Source organism: Avibacterium sp. 21-595 (assembly GCF_023611905.1).
Taxonomy (GTDB): domain Bacteria; phylum Pseudomonadota; class Gammaproteobacteria; order Enterobacterales; family Pasteurellaceae; genus Avibacterium.
This window is the reverse complement of the sequence record NZ_CP091455.1, coordinates 456,139-478,222: the sequence shown is the minus strand read 5'-3', so window position 1 is coordinate 478,222 and position 22,084 is coordinate 456,139. Positions and strand designations below refer to the sequence as shown.

The following is a 22,084-nucleotide window of genomic DNA, read 5'->3' as shown; positions in this document are numbered from 1 at the left end:
ATTTTCTGATGATAATATTAAACACACGACGTTACTTTATAAGGAAATTCCAATGACACAACAATCTATTTTATTTATTGATCGAGACGGAACCTTAATTGATGAACCGAAAACAGACTTTCAAATTGATAGCCTAGAAAAATTAAAATTTGAAAAAAACGTTATCCCTGCCTTACTCAAATTAAAAAACAAATATCGCTTTGTTATGGTCAGTAACCAAGATGGTTTAGGTACTGCCTCTTTTCCACAGGCTGATTTTGATGCCCCTCATAATGCAATGATGACGTTGTTTAACTCGCAAGGTATTGAATTTGACGATGTGCTGATTTGTCCGCACAAGCCTGAAGATAACTGTGATTGCCGTAAGCCAAAAACCAAATTATTGCAAAAATATATCGACCGTGAATTATTTGACCCCGCCACCAGTTTTGTCATTGGCGACCGTGCAACCGATGTGCAATTGGCGGAAAATTTAGGCATTCGAGCCTTACAATATCATCCTGAAAAATTAAACTGGGATCTAATCAGTGAAAAATTATTAGGCGAACCTGTTACTAACATAGGAAACCATCAGCCACGCTATGCCGAAGTAGAACGAAAAACGAAAGAAACAGAGATTAAAGTTCAAGTATGGCTAGACGAAACAGGACATAATGACATCAAAACAGGCGTGGGTTTTTTTGACCATATGCTCGATCAAATTGCCACGCACGGCGGTTTTAGAATGAATGTTTATTGCAAAGGTGACCTTTGGATTGATGAGCATCACACGGTTGAGGATACCGCCCTTGCCTTAGGCACAGCACTGAAACAAGCCATTGGTGATAAACGTGGCATCGCCCGTTTTGGCTTCGTATTGCCAATGGATGAATGTCGAGCTGAATGCGCAATGGATCTTTCCGGTCGCCCATTTATTAAATTTAATGCACAATTTAAACGCGAAAAAGTTGGTGATTTCAGTACTGAAATGACGGAACATTTCTTCCAATCTATTGCATTTACCCTGTTAGCAACCTTGCATTTAAACGCTGAAGGCGATAATGATCACCATAAAATTGAAAGTTTGTTTAAAGTGTTTGGACGAACATTAAGACAAGCGATTAAAATTGAAGGGAATGAATTGCCGAGTAGTAAGGGAGTACTCTAATTCTTATAGGTAAAGTCTGAAGGGAAATGACTATGCTAAGTAACACAACCATCATTACTGATATTAAACAAATCATCACGCAATCTCGTGAAAATGCAGTAAGAGCGGTAGATTTTCAACGTGTGCTGATGTATTGGCACATTGGTAAACGTATTTTCGAGGAAGAACAGCAGGGGCAAGCCCGGGCGGATTATGGGAGTTATTTGATCAAATCTCTTGCAAAACAATTGCAACCTGAGTTTGGTACGGGGTTTTCTGCTCGTCAGCTAGAACGTTACCGTCAATTTTATCGAACTTTTCCAATTGCGACCGCACTGCGGACGCAATTAAACTGGACCCAGTATAAAAGCTTAATTTCAATTAATGATCCTGATAAACGCGAATTTTACATTGCCGAAAGTATCAAGAATAATTGGAGTTCTCGTCAGTTAGAACGTCAAATTAATAGCAGTTTATATGAACGTTTACTGTTAAGTAATGACAAAGAAACCGTGCTTGCAGTGACAAATAATCAGCTTATCCCTAATGATCCTAAACAGATTATTAAAGATCCTATGGTGTTAGAGTTTCTCGGGCTGCAACGTGAAAGTGCCTATTATGAAAAAGATCTTGAACAAGCGATTATTACCCATTTACAGGAATTTTTGCTTGAATTAGGTAATGGTTTTTCTTTCGTTGCACGGCAGAAACGTTTACATCTTGAGGGTGATGATTTTTTCGTGGATCTCGTTTTATATAATCGCTTACTGCAATGTTTTGTGATTATCGAAATCAAAACCCATAAATTAACCCATCAGGATTTAGGACAGTTACAAATGTATGTCAATTATTTTGATCGTGTTGAAAAGCTACCACGAGAAAATCCAACCATTGGGATTTTATTATGTGCAGATAAAAATGATAGCGTAGTGAAATTTTCCTTACCTGAAAATCAACAGCAAATTTTTGCTAGTCAATACCAACTTTATCTACCATCAGAAGAATTATTGCTGACAGAAATACGCAAAGAAATTGAAAATTTTGAACAAAAACAACAAGAAAACTAGGATACTCAGAAAAAAATGCAAACCGTTACTATCATCAATACAGGCTGTGCTAATCTTTCTTCGGTGAAATTTGCGTTTGAGCGATTAGGCTATCAAGCGGATATTACCGATGATCTTGCCCAAATTCAGCGTGCTGAAAAGCTTATTTTACCGGGAGTGGGAACGGCATTAGCAGCAATGCAAAGTATGCAAGGCCGTCAATTAACCCACGTTTTAACTCAGCTCACTCAGCCAGTTTTAGGCATCTGTTTGGGAATGCAGCTAATGACAGATTATTCTACGGAAGGTGATGTGGAAACGCTGAAACTTATTCGCGGTAACACGCAATGTTTGCCAAATAAAGGGTTACCATTACCCCATATGGGCTGGAATAAGGTAAATTATCAGGATAATCACCCATTATTTAAAAACATTCCGCAAGACAGCTATTTTTATTTTGTGCATAGCTATGCCGTTTTGCCAAATGAAAATACGATTGCTACCTGCGATTATGGCGTGCCATTTTCTGCAGCGATTGCGAGAAAAAATTTCTATGGCGTGCAATTTCACCCTGAGCGCTCAGGCAACGTAGGCGAACAGTTATTGCGCAATTTTATGGAAAATCTGTAATGAACAAAATCCAAAGTGCGGTGAAAAATCTGCTCATTTTTGTCTTATTGTTTGGCGTTATCTCTCTCGCAATGGATTATTGGCGGCGCCCCAATGCCCCTGAAAATGCGTTGCAACAACCATTGATAACGTTGGCGGGGGAACGCATTCAGTTAGCCAAGCTCAGCAAGGAAAAGCCCGTGCTACTTTACTTTTGGGGAAGTTGGTGCAGTATTTGTTCACTGACTTCACCAAGCATCGCAAGCCTTGCCCACGATGGCGTGCAAGTGGTGAGCGTGGCGTTAAAATCAGGCAATGATCAGGCGATACAAGACTATCTACAGCAACACCAATATAATTTTTTGACCGTAAATGATCCACAGGGGACACTTTCCTCCCAATGGCAAATTCAGGTAACACCAAGTATTATCATTATTAAAAATGGCAAAATTGTGCATACCACCACAGGATTAAGTAGTCCTTGGGGCTTAAAATTACGTTTATGGCTTAGTTAATAAATCCAAAAGAGAAAATAACAATGAAAAAAACATCACAAATTATCCCCGCACTTGATCTCATTGACGGCAAAGTAGTGCGTTTATATCAAGGGGATTACGCGCAGCAAACACAATATAGCGATAACCCCATTGCTCAATTTCAGCATTATTTATCGCAAGGTGCGAAGCAGTTGCATTTGGTAGATTTAACGGGAGCGAAAGATCCAAGCAAACGTCAAACCAAGCTTATTGGTGAAATCATTGCGGCAACCCAAGCCAATATTCAAGTGGGAGGCGGTATCCGCACGGAGCAAGATGTGGCAGATTTACTCTCCGTCGGTGCTAATCGCGTGGTGATTGGTTCAACGGCAGTAAAACAACCTGAAATGGTGAAACAATGGTTCACTCACTATGGTGCAGAAAAATTTGTTCTTGCCTTAGATATTCATATTGTAGAGGGTAAAAAACGCATTGCCATTCACGGCTGGCAAGAAACCAGTCCACTTACTTTAGAACAAGTCATTGAGGCGTTTCATCAAGTGGGCTTACAACACGTCCTTTGTACGGATATTTCCCGTGATGGCACATTACAAGGCTCCAATGTTGCCTTATACCAAGAAATTTGCGCCGCTTTCCCACAGATTGAATTTCAATCTTCTGGCGGTATTGGCTCACTGGCAGATATTGCCGCATTAAAAGGCACAGGCGTCGCAGGCGTGATTGTCGGGCGTGCATTATTAGAAGGAAAATTTAACCTAGCGGAGGCGATTCAATGTTGGCAAAACGGATAATTCCTTGTTTAGACGTGCGTGATGGGCAGGTGGTAAAAGGTGTGCAATTTCGCAATCACGAAATTATTGGGGATATTGTTCCTTTGGCAAAACGCTATGCAGAAGAGGGGGCGGACGAACTGGTGTTTTACGACATCACGGCCTCATCAGACGGGCGCACGGTGGATAAAAGCTGGGTGGAGCGGGTAGCGAAAGAAATCAATATTCCATTTTGTGTCGCAGGAGGAATTAAAACCATCGCAGATGCGGAGCAGATTTTTACTTTTGGTGCGGATAAAATCTCAATAAATTCCCCCGCACTTGCTGATCCTACATTAATTACACGGTTAGCGGAGCGCTTTGGTGTTCAAGCCATTGTGGTTGGTATTGATAGTTGGTTTGAGCAAGAAACCGGAAAATACTGGGTTAATCAATATACCGGCGATGAAAAACGTACACGCCAAACAAATTGGCAGTTATTAGATTGGGTCAAAGAAGTACAACAACGCGGAGCGGGGGAAATTGTGCTAAATATGATGAACCAAGACGGTGTACGTAATGGCTATGATTTAGTTCAACTTAAAAAAGTGCGTGAAGTATGCAACGTGCCACTGATTGCCTCTGGCGGTGCTGGCGAAATGGTGCATTTCCGCGATGCCTTTATTGAAGCGAATGTGGACGGTGCATTGGCAGCAAGCGTGTTTCATAAGCGGATTATTGATATTAGTGAATTAAAACGTTATTTACGCAATGAAAAAGTTGAAGTGAGAGGTGAGGAATAAAATGACAAATCAAGTATTAAAAGCCAAAATCAACTGGCAAAAAGTGGACGGCTTACTTCCGGTTATCGTGCAAAATGCGACGACTTGCGAAGTGTTAATGCTAGGCTATATGAACCCTGAAGCACTAGAAAAAACCCTTTCAGAAAAACGGGTTACCTTTTATTCTCGCACCAAGCAACGTCTTTGGACAAAAGGAGAAACTTCAGGGCATTTCCTTAATGTGGTGGATATGAGTTTGGATTGTGATAATGACACCCTATTAATCCTTGCTAATCCCATTGGCGAAACGTGCCATACTGGGGCGGAAAGTTGTTTTCATCAATTTGAAAAACAAGATGAGCCAGATTGGATCTTTTTTAGTAAATTAGAACGTTTAATTGCGAGCCGCAAAGGGGCTGATCCTGAAAGCTCTTACACCGCCCACTTGTATTCACGCGGCACAAAACGCATCGCACAAAAAGTGGGGGAAGAAGGGGTGGAAACCGCACTGGCAGCGACAGTAAAAGATCGTGAGGAAACCATTTGCGAGGCAGCAGATTTAGCCTATCACTTAACCGTGTTACTGCAAGACGCGAATTTAAGCTGGGCAGATGTGATTGCGAAGCTGAAAGAACGGCATCAAAAATAAGTCTAAAAAATGAATTTTGCACACTATCGTCAATTACTCTCTCGCCCTGATTGGCAAACATCAGGGCATTTTGCCACACCTGAAATAGCGCAATGGATACAGCATCAAGGTTCGCTAACGCAGAAATTGCAACAAGCCTGCCAGCAACTTTCCGTGGAGGTTATTCATCAGGGCTGGCAAACAAATTCCTCGACAAAAACTTCCGAAAAAAGCACCGCACTTAATGATGTCTGGCTACGCGAAGTATTGCTAAAAGGCGATGGCATCCCTTGGATTTTTGCACAAACACGCCTGCCTAAAGATACCGTTGATAACGTCGCACAATATGTATTGCAACTAGATAATGCACCCATTGGCTTGTGGTTATTCAAACAACCCATACAACGCACCTCTCTTTATTGGCGACAAGATCCTGAAACTGGCTTATATGCACGTTATTCAGATTTTGACCTCAAAGGATATGTTTTACAAATCAAAGAGTTATTTCTTGATAATTTCTCTTTCCCAGTCTAGCTCTTTCTTTATATGAGTGCGACATCAAAAAAATGAATGAAAAAACACCGCACTTTTTTCATTGATTTTGCATAATTTTGCTGTTCATTTTGATCACTTTGATTTAGAATTTGTCGATTTTATTTTTACGGGTCGAATAAGGGGTTAAAAATGAAAATTGTTGAAGTTAAACATCCATTAGTGAAACACAAATTAGGTTTAATGCGTGCGGCTGATGTTAGTACCAAACACTTCCGTGAACTCGCTACTGAAGTAGGGAGTTTATTAACCTATGAAGCAACCGCTGATTTAGAAACTGAAAAAGTGATTATTGATGGTTGGTGTGGCCCCGTAGAAGTAGATCGAATTAAAGGCAAAAAAGTAACGGTTGTGCCGATTTTACGTGCTGGTTTAGGAATGATGGACGGAGTGTTAGAGCATATTCCAAGTGCGAGAATTAGCGTAGTTGGTATGTATCGTAATGAGGAAACCCTTGAGCCAGTTCCTTATTTCCAAAAATTAGCAAGCGATTTAGAAGAACGTTTAGCCATTGTCGTTGATCCTATGCTAGCAACAGGGGGATCGATGATTGCCACAATTGATTTATTAAAAGAAAAAGGCTGTAACCAAATTAAAGTATTAGTGTTAGTAGCCGCACCTGAAGGGATTGCTGCATTAGAAAAAGCCCATCCAGATGTAGAATTATATACCGCTTCTATCGATCAAAAATTAAATGAACAAGGCTATATTATCCCGGGCTTAGGTGATGCCGGTGATAAAATTTTTGGTACAAAATAATCTTTTTAAAAACGGCATTTATGCCGTTTTTTTCCGCGTGTTTTATGTAAATAAAACGTTTTTTTAAAGTTAATTCAGACAGAGAGTTGAAACTTAAAATGATAAAAACCAATCCAAATGCACCTATTGAGGTGGAAAACAAAGCCAAACAAGCCTTTGTAGGCTTGCAAATGTTATTTGTTGCTTTTGGCGCACTAGTACTTGTTCCCCTTATTACAGGCTTAGATGCCAATACCGCATTATTAACCGCGGGGGTGGGAACATTACTTTTCCAATTATGCACGGGTAAACAAGTCCCCATTTTTCTTGCTTCTTCTTTTGCTTTTATTGCGCCAATCCAATATGGCGTTGCGACTTGGGGGATTGCCGTAACAATGGGCGGGCTAGCTTGCACTGGCTTAGTCTATTTTGCGTTAAGCACACTGGTAAAACTAAAAGGTGCGGAAGCCTTACAAAAGATCTTTCCGCCTGTCGTGGTAGGCCCTGTTATTATTATTATCGGTATGGGACTTGCACCTGTTGCGGTAGATATGGCACTTGGGAAAAACTCAGCATATCAATATAATGATGCAGTTTTAGTTTCTATGGCAACACTCTTAACGACACTGGCAGTGGCGGTTTTTGCTAAAGGAATAATGAAACTGATTCCAATTATGTTTGGTATTACGGTCGGTTATATTTTATGCTTATTCTTAGGCTTAATTAATTTCCAGCCTGTCCTTGATGCCCCTTGGTTTAGTTTACCGCATATCACCACGCCAGAATTTAAGCTAGAAGCCATTTTATACTTACTTCCAATTGCGATTGCTCCTGCGGTAGAACACGTTGGCGGAATTATGGCGATTAGCTCCGTAACGAGTAAAGATTTTCTGAAAAAACCGGGATTACACCGCACATTACTCGGTGATGGTGTCGCGACCACTGCGGCATCATTATTGGGTGGCCCACCAAATACCACCTATGCGGAAGTAACAGGGGCTGTGATGCTAACACGCAACTTCAATCCAACGATTATGACGTGGGCTGCCGTATGGGCAATTGCCATTTCTTTCTGTGGAAAAGTGGGGGCATTTCTTTCCACCATTCCAACCATTGTAATGGGAGGCATTATGATGCTGGTATTTGGCTCTATTGCAGTGGTCGGAATGAGTACCTTGATCCGTGGCAAAGTCGATGTTACCGAAGCACGCAATCTGTGCATTATTTCTGTGGTGATGACTTTTGGTATTGGTGGAATGTTCGTGAACTTCGGCGAAATTTCATTAAAAGGCATTAGTTTATGTGCGGTTGTGGCGATCATTCTTAACCTGATTTTGCCAAAAGCGAAAGATCAGGTAGAAATTCAAGAATAAAATATCACCAAATTCAACGTAGAAAATAGGGGTAGGCTTTATTTATCCCTATTTTTTTTGTATATTCTTACCGCACTTTAGTTTACGAACACATTGGTTATTAGATTTGCAGTTACCGCTTCCCATTCATCAAATTGATGAAGAAACTCTAGATAATTTTTATGCCGACAATAATTTATTGTTGCTCGATTCCTTGCATAAAAATTTTACTGAATTAAAACAGCAATTTTTCTATATCTGGGGAACAAAAAGTAGCGGCAAAACCCATTTACTAAAAGCCTGTTCTAATGAATTTTTAGTGCAGCAACGCCCTTCTATTTATGTGCCATTAAGCAAATCACAATATTTCTCCCCTGAAGTGCTGGAAAATTTGGAGCAGCAAGATTTAGTCTGCTTAGATGATATTCAAGCGGTGATTGGTAATGATGAATGGGAGCTCGCAATTTTTGATCTGATTAATCGTATGCGAGAACAAGGGCAAGGTATTTTACTCATCAGTGCCAATCAATCACCAAATGCGCTACCAGCGAAATTGCCTGATTTGAGATCACGTTTATCTTGGGGGGAAAGTTATCAGCTTGTATCTTTAGATGATGAACAGAAAATCAAGGTATTACAACAAAAAGCACATTCTCGTGGCATAGAACTGCCCGATGAAACCGCTAATTTTCTGCTAAAACGCCTTAATCGTGATATGCACACGCTGTTCCAAGCATTGGCAGACTTAGATAAAGCCTCTTTACAAGCACAGCGTAAACTGACGATTCCTTTCGTGAAAGAGATTTTAAAACTATAAAGGGAAGGTATTCCCCTTCCCTCTCAGTATGTTATCGTCATTCCAAATAAAAATCATACAGCGTTGCCGCTTCCTTATGTACGACGAGTAACACCGCGGTCGCTTTCTCGTATTTTCATTTTCAACGACGATAATAATCTTGTTTACAAATTGTTTTTTTCAGCATTTCTGAATTTTTTGCAATATTTTGTGTTGCAACTTGTTTACCGTATTTATTTTCTTCATCTTGCACCTGCTGTGCAATTTTTTCATCTTGAATGTTAAATACAGGCGCATATTGCACATTTTCTGGCGCATTTTTAGAATAAATGGTGGCACCTGCAATGCTTGCATAATATTCATTATTAGCTTGGTCAATATAATAAGTACGAGAATCGGTCATATCAACGCCATAATGTGATCTAAACCCTCGACAAATCCCCGCACCAGATTTGAATACCGTGTGCGCAACACGATTTTCACTCACCTCATACACTTCAAACTCAATACTTTTGGCGAGTTTTTCTGCATCGCTCATTTTCTTAGGATTAAGAAGCTTCGATTCTTCCTTGCTCACATAGGTTTGATTTTCTGGCTCACTTTCAGAAAAACGAAAAACTTCCACATAACCAGAAGGCTCTGCCGTTTCTTCAACTGCCATAATGAAATGGCTAGAAAAGCTAAGGAAGATAGCCGTTGCTATATTTAACTTTTTCATTTTGTTACCAAATATTTTACTCAATTTCGTATAGTTCCAAAGGTAACCCATCTGGATCTTGAAAAAAGGTAAACTGCTTACCCGTTAATTCATCGACTCTGATAGGTTCACAAAAAATGCAATGTTGGGCTAAATATGCCACAACTTGATGAATATGCTTTACTTTAAATGCCAAATGGCGTAAACCGCAAGCTTCTGGTTTTGTCACTCTGGCTGGCGGGTTGGGAAAGGAAAACAGCTCAATTTGACTACCATCGGGCAAAGCAAGATCCAGTTTATAGCTGTCTCGCTCTGCTCGATAGGTTTCTTGAATCACCTTTGCCTGCAAAATTTGCGTGTAAAAATGTTTAGATTTTGCGTAATCTGACGCAATAATCGCAATATGATGAAAACCTAAAAATAATGAATTCATTTATCCTCCACGCAATAATCGCTCCACTATATCATTTTTTCAGTAAAATGTGGAATTATCGCTCAAATAGGAAAAAGATAAGATTGGCGTATTTCAAATGGCGCGACGCCACACATCATTACTTTTTCTGATTTGCCTTCTCTTTTTCTTCTTGCGCATCACGCGCTGCACGGATACTTTTTTCTAATAATGCGACTCTAGGATCATCTTTGGGAATTAAACGCAGCATCATTGCCCAAGTAACCGCAGCCATTTTATATTCTTCAGCTTCAAAATATTGAAAAGCCAACAAACCTAACGCCTGTAAATTCGTATGATCTTTACGCAGTACGCCTTTGAGTAAATCCATACCTTTATTTTTATCCGTTTGGTCATCAGAGAACATTAATATACGTGCATAAGAAAGCTGATATTCCTTATTTTCAGGATCTAATTTTACCGCTCTTGCATAGCTGTCATAAGCCAAACGTGCATCATTAAGATTCATTGCCGCCTGCCCAAGCGTCCACCAATCTGCCGCATTATTTGGCTCTTTTTGCAATTTCAAACGCAAAGCCATCGCAAACTGCTGTAATTCTTGCTCATTCATTGGCTTACTTTCTTCTTCCTTTAAGCGTTCATAAAAGTGCGGTAATTTTTGATAAGTTTTTTCAATCATAGCCTCTTGTTGCCACGCTCCTACACGCATATAGCCTAATCCCGCTAGAATAGCCAACGCGAGAAAACCTGAAACAAACCAAATTTTGCCATATTGTTTATGATCTTGTTGCAGCGGTTCATTTTCAGGAATATCTTGCAATAAGGTTTGTTGCAATTCTGTGCGTAACTGCGGGGTATCTTCAATTAAGCCTTGTTGTTCATCATCCTCAAGTTCTTTTAACCGATTAAGATAAAAGGCTTTATTTAACTTATTTCGCTTATTGCTATCCTGTTCGGTTTTGCTTGAAAATAATAAGGGATAGAAACAAATCACTGCAATCAAGAGTGTTACGCCTAGACTAATGAGCCAAAAATTCATTGATTATTCCTTATCTGCTAATAATTTTGCTAAACGTTGCTGTTCTGCTTGGGTTAATTTTTCATCATCCATTTGTACCGCACTTTGCTTTGCCTGAATTTGTGTTTTGGATTTGCGGCGTAACACTAAAATACCACCAAATAACACCAAGCCAATCGGTACAATCCAAAGTAATAGCGTAGCTGGCGTGAGCGGTGGGTTGTAGGTAACAAAGTTGCCATAACGTTGCACCATATAATCCACCACTTGCTGTTTAGTTTGTCCTTGATTGAGCAATTGATAAACTTTTTCGCGCATATCCACCGCAATGGTGGCGTTAGAATCTGCAATATTATTGTTCTGACACTGCGGGCAACGTAGCTCTTGGGTGAGGCTTTGATAATCTTGTTCCTGTTGTGCTGACGCAAAATTCCGCACCTCAATCGCTGCCTTGGCGGTGATAGCAAAAAATAAAAGTGCGGTAAAAAAATAAGGAATTTTTCGCATTATTTTTGTTCCATTAATTTTTGATAAATTGGCTGTAACGTGCTTTGCCAGACTTTTTCGTTCACATCACCTGCATAGCGATAATGAATGATGCCTTTGCCATCAATAATGAAGGTTTCTGGTGCGCCATAGACGCCTAAATCAAGTCCAAAAGCGCCTTTTTCATCTTTAATCACAAGCTGATAAGGATTGCCTAACTCTTTTAACCATTTAATCGCCTTATCCGTTTTGTCTTTATAATCTACCCCGATAATGGTTATCCCTTGTGAATGAAGCTGATTTAAATATTGATGTTCCGCATAGCAGGTGGGACACCAAGTTGCCCATACATTCAATAAGATTGGCTTGCCTTGCTGAAAAATACGTTGCTCGTGCGTTTTGTTGTCAAACAGATCTTGCAATATTGCGGTTGGCACAGGTTTGCCCACTAACGCACTTTCCAACGCTTTGGGATCATCGCCGTTGGAATTACGCTGTAATTGAACGAAAAAGGCAATACTCAATGCCAAAAATAAAATTAGCGGAATTGCATATTTTTTATTCATTATAACCTTCTTATTCTGTTTAAGCCTTCGTTAATAACTGTTTGAAACGGTAACGTCGATCAAACATACAAAGCAAGCCGCCTAACGCCATAAAGAGACCACCGAGCCAAATCCAACGAATAAACGGTTTATAATATAAACGTAATGCCCACGCGCCGTTGCCAAGGCTTTCACCTAATGCCACATAGAGATCGCGTGCAAAGCCCCAATCAATCGCGGCTTCTGTCATTGACATTTTACTTACCGTGTAAAAGCGTTTTTCAGCATACAGCGTGGTTTCATATTGACCATTTTTACTGATTTCAATTTCTGCCTTGCCACCAAGATAGTTTGGCCCATTCGCATCACTAATCCCTTGGAATTTAAAATCATAGCCTGCAATCTCAATGCTATCACCAACGTTCATTCGCACATCACGTTCAATGCTGTAATTTTGGCTAAAGGCAATCCCCCAGACGGTCATCGCCACGCCGAGATGTGCCAACACCATTCCCCAATGGGAACGGGAAAGTTTACTTAGCCCTGCAAAAAAGTGATGGCGGTGAGTAGCTCGCTGTTGTAATTCGTATAAGGCTAATACGGTGATAATCACCGACATCATCACGCCTAGCACAGAGGTTGCCGTGATACGATCTTGTAACCAATAAGGCAACACAACCCCCGCAATTAACATCAAAATTAGGCTAAGAATGACCGGCGTTCGGATAGCAGAAAATTGATCTCTACGCCATTTTACCAACGGTCCAATACCAAGTAATAAAGCAAAAGGGATCATAATGTAAAGGAACATTTGATCGAAGAATGGCGCACCGATAGAAATGCTCCCCAAGCCAAGTTGTTTATGCACTAAAGGCAATAATGTACCTAAAAACACCACAGCAAGTGCGGTCATTAAAAGGATATTATTGAGTAACAACATCGTTTCGCGCGAATAACGTTCTGCATTATCTCTTGAACGAATGCGATTGCCTTTGTAAGCATACAAGGTCAGTGAGCCACCAATCACGACGATCAAATACGCTAAAATATAGAGTCCACGGGTTGGATCAGAAGCAAAGGCATGTACAGACACTAAAATACCCGAACGCACAAGGAATGTGCCGAGCAAACAAAGGGAAAAGGCTAAAATCGCCAGCAATACTGTCCAAGCTTTAAATGCGCCCCGCTTTTCGGTTACTGCAAGCGAATGCAATAACGCCGTTCCTGCCAACCAAGGCATTAATGAGGCATTTTCTACCGGATCCCAGAACCACCAGCCGCCCCAGCCGAGTTCATAATACGCCCACCAAGAACCAAGTACGATCCCTAAGGTTAAAAACACCCAAGCTGCCATTGTCCAAGGTCTTGACCATCTTGCCCACGCGGTATCCAGTTTGCCCGTCATTAATGAGGCAATGGAAAAAGCAAATGCCACCGAAAATCCCACATAACCCATATAAAGCAGGGGTGGGTGGAAAATTAAACCAATATCTTGCAATAATGGATTTAATTCTCGCCCTTCCACTGGAAAATTTGGAAAAGTGCGTGTAAAAGGGTTCGATGTGAAGAGGACAAAAATCAAAAAACCAATCGTAATAACCCCCATCACGCCTAACACGCGCGCAACCGCTTCTTGCGGTAACGGCTTGCTGAAAAAGGCTACCGCAGCACTCCATAAGGTGAGCAACCAAATCCATAGCAATAATGAGCCTTCGTGCGATCCCCATACCGCAGATAAGCGATAAGCCAAGGGTAACGTTGTATTTGAATTATTGACCACATATTGCACAGAAAAATCATTGGTCGCGAATAGATAAAATAAGCACGCAAATGCCAAACTCAATGCCACAAATAACCCATAGGTCATTGGACGTGCTAATGCCATCAGTTGGGCATTATTTTTTTCTGCCCCATATAAAGGGAATATCGCCAATAATAACGCAATGCCTAAACTTAGGGCTAACGCATAATTTCCTAATTCCGCAATCATTATTTACCTTCTCGTTTTTCTTGACGATCACGTTCGCTTTCATGGCTTAAATCTAAAATGCCCATTGGCTTATGCACTTTTTTCATTTGTTCGCCTAATTCGGGTGGAACATAATTCTCATCGTGTTTTGCCAATACTTCACTGGCTTCTAGCACAGTCGGGGTTTTTAATACTCCTTGTGCAACAATGCCCTGCCCTTCACGGAATAAATCAGGCAAAATGCCTTCATATTCCACCGTAATTGAAGGCCCAATATCATTGAGATCAAATACCACTTTCAGGCTTTTCGCATCACGTTTCACTGAGCCTTCCACCACCATTCCGCCAACACGGATACGTTGCCCAACGTGCGGTTTGGTTTCCGCATTCTCATTTTTGCCATAAAGTACTTCTGTTGGTGTATAAAATAAATCAATATTTTGACGCAACGCATACAACACCAGCGATGACGCCACCGCGAGACCAACTAACACAAATAAAACAATAGTTAAACGAGATTTACGTCTTGGATTCATAGGCTTTCTCCCGTTCTACGTTTTTGTTCATATTGGGCGCGTTGTTGTTCACGTTTAATTTCATTAATGAGATTTTTCTTACTCATCACCCCTTGCAAGATCAAGCCTACAATGGCTAAGAAAGAAATGCCATAGGAAAGCCAGACGTAAAACCCATAGCCCCCCATATTTAGAAAATCACTCACAGAGTTAAAAAACATTCTCTTATCCTTATAAAATTAAAAATTCGTTGAAAAACCACCGCACTTTAGTTTTCTCCCCACATTATGTTTAAAAAATAAAAGTGCGGTGCAAATTTATGCAAAATTTATTTGCTATTTACTAACATTTTTACCCAAGGGCGTTTTTTCTCATCATTTAATAAGGCTAAACGATAACGCACTAAGGTTAAACAAATGGTTAATGCCATAAAGCCCAAAATAGATAAAATCAGTGGGATCAACATCGGCGTTGCAATAGATGGCTTTTCAAATTTGGTGATACTCGCGCCTTGGTGCAAGGTATTCCACCATTCCACAGAGAAGTGGATAATCGGAATATTGATGACACCGACAATGGATAAAATGGCGGCGGCTTTCATTCCTGTTGTGCGATCTTGGAATGCGGAATACAACGCAATCACGCCTAAATATAAGAAAAATAAAATTAATGATGCGGTTAAGCGTGCATCCCACACCCACCACGTTCCCCACATAGGTTTTCCCCAAATCGCCCCTGTTACTAAGGCGATAAAAGTAAATACCATACCAATTGGTGCCATCGCAATAATTGAAAGATGTGCTTGGCGAATTTGCCACACTAAACCAATGATTCCCGCAATCGCCATTGACACATAAATACTCATTGACCAAATGGCTGCTGGAACATGAATATACATAATGCGAAAGCTATTACCTTGTTGGTAGTCTGCTGGTGCATAAGCTAAGCCCCATACTAAAGCCGTCGCAATGAATAAGGTTGAAAGTATGGCAAACCAAGGAAGTAATTTTCCACATACGCGATATTGCGTTTCTGGTTTAGCATAAGGGTGAAGCCATTTCCACATAATGAATATTTTCCTTACTTTAAAATCAAAAATCAGTTTCTCACGTTATTCCACGCTAATCCGTAACGCTGCCGCAATAGCAAAAGGCGATAAGGTTAATGCAGCACATAACATTGCGCCCAAAATAGCAAGTTGCCCATTATAAGGCAAGGTAAGTGCCGCCGCTTCAAGGACAGACGAAGAAAAAATCAGCACGGGAATAAACAAAGGTAACACCAATAAACTCAATAGCACACCGCCTTTGCGTAGCCCAACCGTAAGTGCCACACCAATTGCACCAAGACAGCTTAGAATTGGCGTCCCTAATAACAATGTCAGCACTAACGCCCACCAAATATGGCTATCCAAAGAAAGCAATAACGCAGCAATAGGGGAAAGCAAAATCAGGGGGAAACCTGTCAATAACCAATGTGCCACCACTTTAGCCAATGCGGTTAAGGCTAAATGTTGTGAGCTGAGCATTAATTGCTCTAATGAGCCATCAATAAAATCATCACGAAATAAACGTTCAAAAGATAATAATGCCGAGAGCAACGCTGCCACCCAAGCAACCCCGGGGGCAATTTCGGCGAGTAATTTCGGTTCTGGGCCGATGACCAAAGGAAATAAGGTAATAATAATCAAAAAGAACCACAACGGATTGAGAATCTCCGTTTGTTTTCGCATCGCAATGCGTAATTCCCGTTTGATAATTTGCGCAAATATCTGCATAAAAACGTCTCTCATTTTGCACCGCACTTTATTTGAGCATAGCGACTAAGCACGATGTGGGTCAAATTTATATTTCTCTAAATCCAGCACCTGTAATTGTTCGCTCGGGATCGCTTGATGACTAGTTAAAATCACCATTCCGCCTTTTTCCACTTGCTGTTCAAATAAGCCTGTTAAAATGCGTACACCCTTTTTGTCAATCGCCGTGAAAGGCTCATCTAAAATCCATAAAGGCGCTTGGGAAAGCCATAACCGTGCAAGGGCAATACGTCGCTGTTGCCCTGCGGAAAGTTGCCCCGCGGTAATCTCTTCACGCCCGATCAAGCCCACTTTTTCCAATGCCTGCCAAAGGGCTTCTTCTCCTTGTTGGCATTGGCTAACGGCTTGATAAAATTTCAAATTTTCCCACGCAGTAAGTTCTGGTTTAATTCCCGTGTGATGACCTAAATATAATAACTGGTAATAATACGCTTCACGGCATTGTTTAATCGGTTGAGCATTCCAGCATACTTGCCCAACAACGGGTTGGGCTAGCCCAACTAAAATCCGTAATAAACTGGTTTTTCCAATACCATTATGTCCTTCAATCTGTACAAAATCACCACTTTGCCAAGTTAAAGATAACTCGGAAAATAAGGTTTTATCGCCACGTTGGCAGGTAATTTGTTCAAGCTGTAATTGATTGATTATTGACATAAAAATTGACAATTATTGGAAAATGCCCTGATTCTATCATAAGGCGATAACGCCGCGTAGTTCTTCCAGCAAAGAAAGGCTACCCCTTTAGTAGTATTTGTAGGCTATTATTGATTTAACGCAAAATTTGTTTTTTCTTCTTTATCAAAATAAATTTTATTCTCTTGTTTTCAGGAAAAGTGCGGTATAAAAAAATAACATTTTTGCCACTTTTAGTTTATTAAACCAATATAAAATTAAAATGTGAAATATTAAACTAAATAAATACATTGAAAATCGTTTGCTTTAGAGAAAAATCCTAAAATAGTGTTTGACAGTTTATTTTTAGCAGGTAAGATAAAACCGTTTTCAAGAAGGATTATGTTTTATGTTTACTCGTGTTTTGCTTTCACTCCACCTGCTCCTCTCACAATTTTTGTGCGGCTAGCTTGTGGATAAAAAACACGTTATGTAAAAATTTCCCAAATTTGACCCGCACTTTATAGGCGGGTTTTTTTATATTCAAAATCAATGAAAGGATAAGTTATGACAGATCAAGTGATTATCTTTGACACCACCTTACGCGATGGCGAGCAAGCCCTAAAAGCCAGTTTAACGGTAAAAGAAAAACTACAAATTGCCCTTGCTCTTGAACGTCTTGGCGTTGATGTAATGGAAGTGGGATTTCCTGTTTCTTCTGCGGGAGATTTTGAATCCGTGCGCACCATTGCGGAACATATCAAAAATAGTCGTGTCTGTGCGTTATCTCGTGCGGTGGATAAAGATATTGACGTGGCAGCAGAAGCCTTAAAAGTGGCGGAAGCATTCCGAATTCATACTTTCATTGCCACCTCAGCTTTGCACGTTGAAAGCAAATTACGTCGCACCTTTGATGATGTGGTCGAAATGGCAATTAATGCGGTTAAACGTGCGCGCCGTTATACCGATGATGTGGAATTTTCTTGTGAAGATGCAGGGCGTACAGGCATTGATAATATTTGCCGTATTGTAGAAGCCGCAATCAATGCGGGAGCAACCACAGTGAATATTCCAGATACAGTGGGTTATTGTTTACCAATGGAATATGGCAATATTATCGCCAATGTAATGAACCGTGTACCAAATATTGATAAAGCGATTATTTCCGTGCATTGCCATAATGATTTGGGAATGGCGACTGCCAACTCTTTAACTGCGGTACAAAATGGTGCAAGACAAATTGAATGTACAGTAAATGGTATCGGTGAGCGTGCGGGTAACACGGCATTGGAAGAAGTGGTGATGGCAATTAAAACCCGTCAGGCCTTGTTTGGCGTAGATACTCGCATTAATACACAAGAAATTCACCGTGTTAGCCAAATGGTTAGTCAATTATGTAATATGCCAATTCAACCCAATAAAGCGATTGTTGGTTCAAATGCCTTTGCCCATTCTTCTGGTATTCATCAAGATGGTATGGTGAAAAATAAAAATACTTACGAAATTATGTCGCCAGAAACCATCGGTTTGAAAAAAGAAAAATTGAATTTAACGGCACGTTCTGGGCGCGCCGCGGTAAAAAATCATATGGATTCAATGGGATATCAAGAAAGTGAATATGATTTAGATAAATTGTATGAAGCGTTCTTGAAATTAGCAGATAAAAAAGGGCAAGTGTTCGATTATGATTTAGAAGCCCTTGCTTTTATTGATATGCAGCAAGGCGATGAGGATCGTTTAACCTTAGATGTGATTACTTCACAAATGATCAGCCATTTACCTGCCTCTGCCTTTGTGCAAGTGGAGCTAGACGGTGAAAAATTAAGTCAAGTATCCAGTGGGGGGAATGGCCCAGTGGATGCGGTGTTTAATGCCATTTTGAACATCACGAATATTGATTTAAAAATGTTGAATTATCACTTAACAGCTAAAGGCGAAGGGGCTGAAGCACTAGGGCAAGTGGATATTGTGGTGGAGCATAAAGGTCGCCGTTTCCACGGGGTGGGCTTGGCAACGGATATTGTAGAATCCTCAGCCCGTGCGCTGATCCACGCCATCAATGCAATTTACCGCTCACATAAAGTAGAAAATTTGAAATTAAGCAAAAACTCGATCAATTAAGGAGTGATACGATGAAAAATTATAATGTTGCTGTATTAAGTGGTGATGGCATTGGACCAGAAGTGATGGCAGAAGCCATTAAAGTGCTTGATGCCGTACAACAAAAATACGGTTTTCAGCTTAACTTCCATCATTTTGATGTAGGTGGCATTGCCATTGACAAGCACGGCACAGCGTTACCAGAAGACACCTTAACAGGTTGCGAACAAAGCGATGCTATTTTATTTGGTTCAGTAGGTGGACCAAAATGGGAACATCTTCCGCCTAACCAACAACCTGAACGCGGTGCGTTATTACCATTACGCAAACATTTTTCATTGTTTTGTAATTTACGCCCTGCAACCTTATACAAAGGCTTAGAAAAATTCTGCCCATTGCGTGCGGATATTGCCGCTAAAGGTTTTGATATGGTTACCGTCCGTGAATTAACGGGAGGCATTTATTTTGGTCAGCCAAAAGGGCGCGAAGGCGAGGGAGACAATGAGAAAGCCTATGATACGGAAATTTATCATCGCTATGAAATTAAACGCATTGCCAAAGTTGCCTTTGAAACCGCGATGAAACGTAAAAAACATTTAACGTCTGTAGATAAAGCCAATGTATTAATCAGTTCCATCTTATGGCGGGAAGTGGTTGAAGAAGTTGCGAAAGATTACCCAGAAGTAACGTTAGATCATATCTACATTGATAATGCTACGATGCAATTAATCAAGCAACCTGAATTTTTTGATGTGTTACTTTGCTCAAATATTTTCGGCGACATTATTTCTGATGAATGTGCGATGATCACGGGTTCAATGGGAATGCTACCTTCAGCGAGCTTAAACGAAAAAGGATTTGGTTTATATGAGCCTGCAGGCGGTTCTGCCCCTGATATCGCAGGGAAAGGTATCGCAAACCCAATTGCACAAATTCTTTCTGCCGCAATGATGTTACGTTATAGCTTTAATCTTAATGAGGCGGCGAATGAAATAGAAAGTGCGGTACAAAAAGTGCTAGAAAATGGCTATCGTACAGCAGATTTAGCCGATGAAAACACACCTGTTTCAACGAAGGAAATGGGGGATCTGATTGTGGCGGAGATTAAGGCTTAGCCATTTATTAAGAAACTTGATTAATTTATCTGGTTTCACCTAACTGAAACTTCATTTTCTTTGTTCGCACAAAGAAAACGAAGCAAAAGAAATGCGCCCTGATAACTTGCTTTTCTTCATTTCGTGGAGTGGCAAACGGCGGATTTTTAACTCGCCTGCAAGCAGGCTCAAACACGAAAAATCCCCCTAGCCACTTAGCCACTCATTCAGGCAAGTTATAAAGGGGAAAAACGGGATATTCACTATCCTTTTAATTTAACAAAGATAGTACTTCGGGTTACCTGCTGTTTTGCCCAAACGTAAATAAATTTTTAGGAAAATTCATTCTAAAAAATGGAAGCAAAACAGCAGAGAGCTTTTTTGCACAAGCAAAGACACCTTTTAGGTTGAACGTTGCTTTTGCAACAGCACGCAGTGCAAGGCATAGCCACAGTAAAATGAAGTCGCTATTAGGCGAAACCAAACAGCAGATACCAAATATTAAATACCAAATAACGAGCGAAATATGAAAAAAACTCTCTACGACAAATTATTCGATGCACACATCGTCTACGAATCACAAGGTGAAACACCGATTTTATACATTAATCGCCATTTAATTCACGAGGTTACTAGCCCTCAAGCATTTGATGGATTACGAGTCGCGAACCGCCCAGTTCGTCAAGTAGGAAAAACCTTCGGCACAATGGATCACAGTATTTCAACGCAAGTACGTGATGTGAATAAATTGGAAGGGCAAGCCAAAATTCAAGTGCTTGAATTAGCTAAAAACTGTGCAAAGACAGGAATTGAGTTGTTTGATATGAATAGCAAACAACAAGGTATCGTTCACGTAGTTGGACCTGAACAAGGGCTAACCTTACCGGGTATGACCATCGTATGTGGCGATTCACACACCGCAACTCACGGCGCTTTTGGTGCATTAGCCTTTGGAATTGGAACATCAGAAGTCGAACACGTGTTAGCAACACAAACATTAAAACAAAGCCGCGCGAAAAATATGAAAATTGAAGTGCGTGGTAAAGTTGCCCCGGGGATTACTGCAAAAGATATTGTGCTTGCGATTATCGGTAAAACCACAATGGCTGGTGGCACAGGACACGTTGTAGAATTTTGTGGCGAAGCGATTCGTAACCTCTCAATGGAAGGCCGAATGACAGTATGTAATATGGCAATTGAACTTGGTGCGAAAGCAGGATTAATTGCCCCAGATGAAACGACCTTTGAATATTTAAAAGGGCGTCCTTATGCGCCGAAAGGTAAAGATTGGGATGAGGCTATCGCTTATTGGAAAACACTCAAAACCGATGAAGGGGCTGAATTTGATACGGTAGTCGTATTAGAAGCCAAAGACATCGCACCACAAGTCACTTGGGGAACAAATCCGGGACAGGTGATTGGTATTGATCAAACCGTACCCAATCCAGCGGAAATGCGTGATCCTGTGATACGTGCCTCTGCGGAAAAAGCCTTAGCTTATATTGGTTTAGAACCCAACGCAGATTTAACTCAGATTTCCATTGATCAAGTATTTATTGGCTCTTGCACGAACTCTCGTATTGAAGATTTACGCGCTGCCGCTGCGGTGATGAAAGGGCGTAAAGTGGCGGATAACGTAAAACGCGTGTTGGTTGTTCCGGGGTCTGGACTTGTAAAAGAGCAAGCAGAAAAAGAGGGGTTGGATAAAATCTTTATTGAAGCTGGCGCACAATGGCGTAACCCCGGCTGTTCAATGTGCTTAGGAATGAACGATGACCAACTAGGCGAATGGGAACGCTGTGCCTCCACCAGTAACCGTAATTTTGAAGGCCGTCAAGGGCGTAATGGCCGAACACATCTTGTTAGCCCTGCAATGGCGGCGGCGGCAGCGGTGTTTGGTAAATTTGTCGATATTCGTCAAGTGGAATTATATTAAGGAGAA

General features: G+C 40.7%; 25 protein-coding genes. 14 read left to right on the top strand and 11 right to left on the bottom strand.

Annotated elements, in window-relative coordinates; all coding sequences use genetic code 11:
- Positions 1–52 precede the first annotated feature (52 nt).
- From hisB to hda, 11 genes are all read left to right on the top strand, one after another.
- A complete protein-coding gene (hisB, locus tag L4F92_RS02255) occupies positions 53–1,147 on the top strand; it encodes a bifunctional histidinol-phosphatase/imidazoleglycerol-phosphate dehydratase HisB (RefSeq protein ID WP_250364049.1) in 1,095 nt (364 codons plus the stop codon).
- Between the two features lie 32 nt (positions 1,148–1,179).
- Positions 1,180–2,193 (top strand): PDDEXK nuclease domain-containing protein, encoded by a 1,014-nt coding sequence (locus L4F92_RS02250; protein ID WP_250364048.1) that lies wholly within the window; start codon positions 1,180–1,182, stop codon positions 2,191–2,193.
- A 15-nt stretch (positions 2,194–2,208) separates the two neighbouring features.
- Positions 2,209–2,802 carry an imidazole glycerol phosphate synthase subunit HisH gene (hisH, locus tag L4F92_RS02245; RefSeq protein WP_250364047.1) on the top strand — a complete coding sequence of 198 codons (594 nt, stop codon included), beginning with the start codon at positions 2,209–2,211 and terminating at the stop codon, positions 2,800–2,802.
- Positions 2,802–3,296 carry a protein disulfide oxidoreductase gene (locus L4F92_RS02240; RefSeq protein WP_250364046.1) on the top strand — a complete coding sequence of 165 codons (495 nt, stop codon included), beginning with the start codon at positions 2,802–2,804 and terminating at the stop codon, positions 3,294–3,296. The genes hisH and L4F92_RS02240 overlap by 1 nt, the downstream gene beginning before the upstream one ends.
- A gap of 23 nt (positions 3,297–3,319) precedes the next feature.
- Positions 3,320–4,069 carry a 1-(5-phosphoribosyl)-5-[(5-phosphoribosylamino)methylideneamino]imidazole-4-carboxamide isomerase gene (gene hisA / locus L4F92_RS02235; RefSeq protein ID WP_250364045.1) on the top strand — a complete coding sequence of 250 codons (750 nt, stop codon included), beginning with the start codon at positions 3,320–3,322 and terminating at the stop codon, positions 4,067–4,069.
- Entirely contained in the window at positions 4,051–4,830 is a 780-nt protein-coding gene (gene hisF / locus L4F92_RS02230; RefSeq protein ID WP_250364044.1) for an imidazole glycerol phosphate synthase subunit HisF, read from the top strand. Before hisA ends, hisF begins: the two co-directional genes overlap by 19 nt.
- 1 nt (position 4,831) lies before the next feature.
- Positions 4,832–5,458: a bifunctional phosphoribosyl-AMP cyclohydrolase/phosphoribosyl-ATP diphosphatase HisIE gene (gene hisIE / locus L4F92_RS02225; protein ID WP_250364043.1), complete on the top strand. Its 627-nt coding sequence runs from the start codon at positions 4,832–4,834 to the stop codon at positions 5,456–5,458.
- A 9-nt stretch (positions 5,459–5,467) separates the two neighbouring features.
- A complete protein-coding gene (locus tag L4F92_RS02220) occupies positions 5,468–5,971 on the top strand; it encodes a chorismate--pyruvate lyase family protein (protein ID WP_250364042.1) in 504 nt (167 codons plus the stop codon).
- Positions 5,972–6,121: 150 nt separating this feature from the next.
- On the top strand, positions 6,122–6,748 hold the full coding sequence (gene upp, locus L4F92_RS02215; protein ID WP_250351541.1) for a uracil phosphoribosyltransferase: 627 nt from the start codon (positions 6,122–6,124) through the stop codon (positions 6,746–6,748).
- A 98-nt stretch (positions 6,749–6,846) separates the two neighbouring features.
- Positions 6,847–8,100, top strand: a complete 1,254-nt coding sequence (locus tag L4F92_RS02210; RefSeq protein ID WP_250364041.1) for a nucleobase:cation symporter-2 family protein — start codon at positions 6,847–6,849, stop codon at positions 8,098–8,100.
- A gap of 106 nt (positions 8,101–8,206) precedes the next feature.
- Complete coding sequence (gene hda / locus L4F92_RS02205; protein WP_268738960.1) at positions 8,207–8,896, top strand: DnaA regulatory inactivator Hda; 690 nt, start codon at positions 8,207–8,209, stop codon at positions 8,894–8,896.
- 121 nt (positions 8,897–9,017) lie between these two features.
- Here the strand turns inward: hda and L4F92_RS02200 are convergent, their stop codons facing one another.
- The 11 genes from L4F92_RS02200 to ccmA form a co-directional block, all read right to left on the bottom strand.
- A complete protein-coding gene (locus L4F92_RS02200; protein WP_250351539.1) occupies positions 9,018–9,593 on the bottom strand; it encodes a hypothetical protein in 576 nt (191 codons plus the stop codon).
- A gap of 16 nt (positions 9,594–9,609) precedes the next feature.
- Complete coding sequence (gene gloA2 / locus L4F92_RS02195) at positions 9,610–10,005, bottom strand: SMU1112c/YaeR family gloxylase I-like metalloprotein (protein ID WP_250351538.1); 396 nt, start codon at positions 10,003–10,005, stop codon at positions 9,610–9,612.
- Positions 10,006–10,123: 118 nt separating this feature from the next.
- A complete protein-coding gene (gene ccmI / locus L4F92_RS02190) occupies positions 10,124–11,023 on the bottom strand; it encodes a c-type cytochrome biogenesis protein CcmI (RefSeq protein ID WP_250364040.1) in 900 nt (299 codons plus the stop codon).
- Positions 11,024–11,026: 3 nt separating this feature from the next.
- On the bottom strand, positions 11,027–11,509 hold the full coding sequence (locus tag L4F92_RS02185; RefSeq protein ID WP_250364039.1) for a cytochrome c-type biogenesis protein: 483 nt from the start codon (positions 11,507–11,509) through the stop codon (positions 11,027–11,029).
- Positions 11,509–12,054 carry a DsbE family thiol:disulfide interchange protein gene (locus L4F92_RS02180; protein ID WP_250364038.1) on the bottom strand — a complete coding sequence of 182 codons (546 nt, stop codon included), beginning with the start codon at positions 12,052–12,054 and terminating at the stop codon, positions 11,509–11,511. Before L4F92_RS02180 ends, L4F92_RS02185 begins: the two co-directional genes overlap by 1 nt.
- Positions 12,055–12,073: 19 nt before the next feature.
- Entirely contained in the window at positions 12,074–14,023 is a 1,950-nt protein-coding gene (locus L4F92_RS02175; protein WP_250364037.1) for a heme lyase CcmF/NrfE family subunit, read from the bottom strand.
- Positions 14,023–14,538 (bottom strand): cytochrome c maturation protein CcmE, encoded by a 516-nt coding sequence (gene ccmE / locus L4F92_RS02170; protein ID WP_250364036.1) that lies wholly within the window; start codon positions 14,536–14,538, stop codon positions 14,023–14,025. Before ccmE ends, L4F92_RS02175 begins: the two co-directional genes overlap by 1 nt.
- Complete coding sequence (gene ccmD / locus L4F92_RS02165; protein WP_250351532.1) at positions 14,535–14,738, bottom strand: heme exporter protein CcmD; 204 nt, start codon at positions 14,736–14,738, stop codon at positions 14,535–14,537. Before ccmD ends, ccmE begins: the two co-directional genes overlap by 4 nt.
- Positions 14,739–14,845: 107 nt before the next feature.
- Positions 14,846–15,583 carry a heme ABC transporter permease gene (locus L4F92_RS02160; RefSeq protein WP_250351531.1) on the bottom strand — a complete coding sequence of 246 codons (738 nt, stop codon included), beginning with the start codon at positions 15,581–15,583 and terminating at the stop codon, positions 14,846–14,848.
- A gap of 45 nt (positions 15,584–15,628) precedes the next feature.
- Entirely contained in the window at positions 15,629–16,294 is a 666-nt protein-coding gene (ccmB, locus tag L4F92_RS02155; protein ID WP_250364035.1) for a heme exporter protein CcmB, read from the bottom strand.
- 45 nt (positions 16,295–16,339) lie between these two features.
- Positions 16,340–16,990 carry a cytochrome c biogenesis heme-transporting ATPase CcmA gene (ccmA, locus tag L4F92_RS02150; protein ID WP_250351529.1) on the bottom strand — a complete coding sequence of 217 codons (651 nt, stop codon included), beginning with the start codon at positions 16,988–16,990 and terminating at the stop codon, positions 16,340–16,342.
- 525 nt (positions 16,991–17,515) lie between these two features.
- Between ccmA and leuA the strand changes: the two genes are divergently transcribed.
- The 3 genes from leuA (at position 17,516) to leuC (ending at position 22,078) form a co-directional block, all read left to right on the top strand.
- Entirely contained in the window at positions 17,516–19,069 is a 1,554-nt protein-coding gene (gene leuA / locus L4F92_RS02145) for a 2-isopropylmalate synthase (RefSeq protein ID WP_250364034.1), read from the top strand.
- A gap of 11 nt (positions 19,070–19,080) precedes the next feature.
- The gene (gene leuB / locus L4F92_RS02140; protein ID WP_250364033.1) at positions 19,081–20,163 is read left to right on the top strand and encodes a 3-isopropylmalate dehydrogenase; all 1,083 of its coding nucleotides are present in this window, start codon (positions 19,081–19,083) and stop codon (positions 20,161–20,163) included.
- Positions 20,164–20,668: 505 nt separating this feature from the next.
- The gene (gene leuC, locus L4F92_RS02135; protein WP_250351526.1) at positions 20,669–22,078 is read left to right on the top strand and encodes a 3-isopropylmalate dehydratase large subunit; all 1,410 of its coding nucleotides are present in this window, start codon (positions 20,669–20,671) and stop codon (positions 22,076–22,078) included.
- Positions 22,079–22,084 lie beyond the last annotated feature (6 nt).

Bases quoted from the DNA above. Each gene is read 5' to 3' on its own strand.
- hisB (WP_250364049.1), top strand. From the start codon at position 53: ATGACACAACAATCTATTTTATTTATTGATCGAGACGGAACCTTAATT.
- L4F92_RS02250 (WP_250364048.1), top strand. From the start codon at position 1,180: ATGCTAAGTAACACAACCATCATTACTGATATTAAACAAATCATCACG.
- hisH (WP_250364047.1), top strand. From the start codon at position 2,209: ATGCAAACCGTTACTATCATCAATACAGGCTGTGCTAATCTTTCTTCG.
- L4F92_RS02240 (WP_250364046.1), top strand. From the start codon at position 2,802: ATGAACAAAATCCAAAGTGCGGTGAAAAATCTGCTCATTTTTGTCTTA.
- hisA (WP_250364045.1), top strand. From the start codon at position 3,320: ATGAAAAAAACATCACAAATTATCCCCGCACTTGATCTCATTGACGGC.
- hisF (WP_250364044.1), top strand. From the start codon at position 4,051: ATGTTGGCAAAACGGATAATTCCTTGTTTAGACGTGCGTGATGGGCAG.
- hisIE (WP_250364043.1), top strand. From the start codon at position 4,832: ATGACAAATCAAGTATTAAAAGCCAAAATCAACTGGCAAAAAGTGGAC.
- L4F92_RS02220 (WP_250364042.1), top strand. From the start codon at position 5,468: ATGAATTTTGCACACTATCGTCAATTACTCTCTCGCCCTGATTGGCAA.
- upp (WP_250351541.1), top strand. From the start codon at position 6,122: ATGAAAATTGTTGAAGTTAAACATCCATTAGTGAAACACAAATTAGGT.
- L4F92_RS02210 (WP_250364041.1), top strand. From the start codon at position 6,847: ATGATAAAAACCAATCCAAATGCACCTATTGAGGTGGAAAACAAAGCC.
- L4F92_RS02200 (WP_250351539.1), bottom strand. From the start codon at position 9,593: ATGAAAAAGTTAAATATAGCAACGGCTATCTTCCTTAGCTTTTCTAGC.
- gloA2 (WP_250351538.1), bottom strand. From the start codon at position 10,005: ATGAATTCATTATTTTTAGGTTTTCATCATATTGCGATTATTGCGTCA.
- ccmI (WP_250364040.1), bottom strand. From the start codon at position 11,023: ATGAATTTTTGGCTCATTAGTCTAGGCGTAACACTCTTGATTGCAGTG.
- L4F92_RS02185 (WP_250364039.1), bottom strand. From the start codon at position 11,509: ATGCGAAAAATTCCTTATTTTTTTACCGCACTTTTATTTTTTGCTATC.
- L4F92_RS02180 (WP_250364038.1), bottom strand. From the start codon at position 12,054: ATGAATAAAAAATATGCAATTCCGCTAATTTTATTTTTGGCATTGAGT.
- L4F92_RS02175 (WP_250364037.1), bottom strand. From the start codon at position 14,023: ATGATTGCGGAATTAGGAAATTATGCGTTAGCCCTAAGTTTAGGCATT.
- ccmE (WP_250364036.1), bottom strand. From the start codon at position 14,538: ATGAATCCAAGACGTAAATCTCGTTTAACTATTGTTTTATTTGTGTTA.
- ccmD (WP_250351532.1), bottom strand. From the start codon at position 14,738: ATGTTTTTTAACTCTGTGAGTGATTTTCTAAATATGGGGGGCTATGGG.
- L4F92_RS02160 (WP_250351531.1), bottom strand. From the start codon at position 15,583: ATGTGGAAATGGCTTCACCCTTATGCTAAACCAGAAACGCAATATCGC.
- ccmB (WP_250364035.1), bottom strand. From the start codon at position 16,294: ATGCAGATATTTGCGCAAATTATCAAACGGGAATTACGCATTGCGATG.
- ccmA (WP_250351529.1), bottom strand. From the start codon at position 16,990: ATGTCAATAATCAATCAATTACAGCTTGAACAAATTACCTGCCAACGT.
- leuA (WP_250364034.1), top strand. From the start codon at position 17,516: ATGACAGATCAAGTGATTATCTTTGACACCACCTTACGCGATGGCGAG.
- leuB (WP_250364033.1), top strand. From the start codon at position 19,081: ATGAAAAATTATAATGTTGCTGTATTAAGTGGTGATGGCATTGGACCA.
- leuC (WP_250351526.1), top strand. From the start codon at position 20,669: ATGAAAAAAACTCTCTACGACAAATTATTCGATGCACACATCGTCTAC.